The organism is Thermogutta sp. (genome assembly GCF_039793925.1).
Classification (GTDB): Bacteria; Planctomycetota; Planctomycetia; order Pirellulales; family Thermoguttaceae; genus Thermogutta.
Genome location: NZ_JBAMME010000335.1, coordinates 1 through 2,445, shown reverse-complemented (window position 1 = coordinate 2,445; position 2,445 = coordinate 1). Strand labels below are relative to the sequence as shown.

The 2,445-nt window shown below is 55.6% G+C and carries 2 protein-coding genes; both read right to left on the bottom strand.

What is annotated here, in order from left to right; genetic code table 11:
• Positions 1-174: 174 nt before the first annotated feature.
• The gene (locus tag ABJK56_RS18290; RefSeq protein ID WP_347246123.1) at positions 175-1,317 is read right to left on the bottom strand and encodes a glycosyltransferase family 2 protein; all 1,143 of its coding nucleotides are present in this window, start codon (positions 1,315-1,317) and stop codon (positions 175-177) included.
• The gene (locus ABJK56_RS18285) at positions 1,302-2,378 is read right to left on the bottom strand and encodes a lysylphosphatidylglycerol synthase transmembrane domain-containing protein (protein ID WP_347246122.1); all 1,077 of its coding nucleotides are present in this window, start codon (positions 2,376-2,378) and stop codon (positions 1,302-1,304) included. The genes ABJK56_RS18290 and ABJK56_RS18285 overlap by 16 nt, the downstream gene beginning before the upstream one ends.
• Between the last annotated feature and the right edge of the window lie 67 nt (positions 2,379-2,445).

Below are 2,445 nucleotides of genomic sequence, written 5' to 3'. Positions count from 1 at the left end.
GGAGGGGGGGAGGGTGAGGACGTAGATAAAGAGCAGGGTTGGAAAAACCAGCAAAGGAAGAGCATGTAGAAGGGAGCGATTCTCAATCATGCGTCTCTACAACAGGACTGACGCAGTTCACGAGAAGGAAGGGCTTTTCGGCGCGAATGATGCAAAACGCTCGCCATCCATCTGTCAGCGTACCTTCTTCCAGGCCACGTTCTGCCGACCTGTCACGTAACGCCAAAACCCACTCAAGGCTGTCGCGTTGGCAAAACAGAAGTAGAAGATCAACCATAATGGACGCCACCGCCAGCCTTTCACCGAGAGAAGCCCGCCCACAAGAGCCAGAAGATAAAAGGCCGTTTGGCCCCAGAAAAGCAACCTATAGAGGTCAAAGGGGTATAAAACCAGGGCAGTAAGCCAGGCCAAGAGCATAAAGAATGGGCTAAGCCAGCGCAAAATCTTGTGTGAGAGGAACTGGAAAGCAACCATTGAATAACGAGGTGAGAATAACCGAATCAGTCGCCCGACCGCCTGGAATCCTCCCGCACAGTTTCGCGCCCGCCTCTCCCACTCGGCCTTCAAAGTAGGCGAAGCCTCCTCCCAGGCAACGGCCTCCGGTTCATAGACTACCCGCCATCCTTCCATTACCAACTGCATAGACAAGACGAAATCTTCAATAATGCTATCTTCTCGGAGTGGACGATAAAGTTCCCGACGAATCGCAAAAAACTCGCCAACCGCGCCGATGGCCGTATTGACCACAGACTCGGCCCGTTTGATGCTGCTTTCATAGCGCCAGTAAGCCGATTCTCCCTGCGCCTGCACCGGCTGGTCGGCGCGAACCCGCTTCTCGCCGCTGACACAAGCCACACGGGGATCAGCGAAATTGCGCACCAATGCCCGCAGGCTCTCAGGCTCCATCATCGCATTGGCATCGGAAAAGACCAGAATCTTCCCCTGTGCATAAGGAACAGCCCTGTTCATTGCCGCAATTTTTCCCCGCCGCTCCGGCTGGAAGAGCAATCGCACTCCCCAGTCCGCAAAACCCTCCACTATTTCTACCGTTCGGTCTGTAGACCCATCGGCTACTACAATGATCTCTATCCGTCCTCTGGGGTAATCCAGGGTAAGGGCATTTTCCAGTTTCTCCCCGATCACGGCCTCCTCATTGTATGCGGGGATAATGAGAGAAACTGTGGGCAAAACCTCGCCTTTTTGATGAGGGCGCGGTCGCCAACGCGCCAGCAGTATGATAAAAAGCGGGTAACCAACATGTGTCCAAGCCACAGCCAAGGCCGAGAGCCAGAAAAGGGCAATTAAAGCTCCCCACATCTATCATTCTCCGGTGGATCAGCAGTTCCCAGCCCCAAAGCGTAACGCGCTGGGCCCCGGCCTGGGAGATATAACCAGTGTAATAGACGCATACCCGCAAACCCGCCCCCCAGCGCAACCAAGGGGGCAACCAGAACCACGTTGAGGACTACGCCGATAGCAAAAGCCTCCGAGGGGGAAACCCCAAAGGGTACCAAAATCCCCTCGGCCACTGCTGTCACCACGCCAATAAGCGCAGGGGGAGTGGGGGCCAAATTGCTGAAGATCAGGGCAACAGAAAGCACTGGTGCTGCTCGCCAGAGATCTCCCCTACCGAAACCCAACAGAACGGTGTAGATCACGCCCACGGAAAGTAGCCAGATCAAAACAGTTAGCCCAGTAATGGGCAAAAATCTCTTCCCTGTTATCCCCCTAATCCCTTCCAGCAAAGCAGCGAGCAGGCGCAGTGCCCCTTTCCAGAGGTAGGCCAAAGGCCGCCATCGGGGCTCAGGTAAACCTGAGAGCATGCGCAGAATCGCCACGCGAGACTGGGCCAAAATGACCAAAATTCCCAGCAAAGCAATGCCTGTGATAAAAGCACTCCTGCCAATGTTTGCTCCCAGCCATGCCGGAAAAACCGCCACCGGCAAACTGAAGAGCAAGAGCAACCCCGTTGCCACCAGGTCCAAAGCCTTTTCTGTTGCAATGGTACCCAGCGTCATCCCAACCGGCCGACGCTCCTGCGCCATCAACCCCAGGCGAGCCACTTCACCCAAGCGCACAGGAACCACCAGGTTCAGCATTTGTGCAATTAGCAATATAGAGAAATGGACAGGCCAGGGAAGAGGTAGGGCGCTCTCTGGGTACAGCCATTGCCACCGAAGCGCCTTTCCAGCCGAAACCAGTATGACGCCCAGAACAGCAATCCCGATCCATGGCCACACGACCAGCCGAATCGCTGCAGTTGCTCCCGCAAGGTCCACACTTCGCAGAGAGAGCCACAGACAACCTGCACCGATCAAGGTCGGTAGCACGACCCTTTGAATGATCTTTTTAACTATAACCACCTTACTGTTCGGCAAGCTCTACAGCCTCCTACCGATGATGGCCAGCCCGCCCAGCGCGACCCAGCGGTAATCGGCAGAGCGC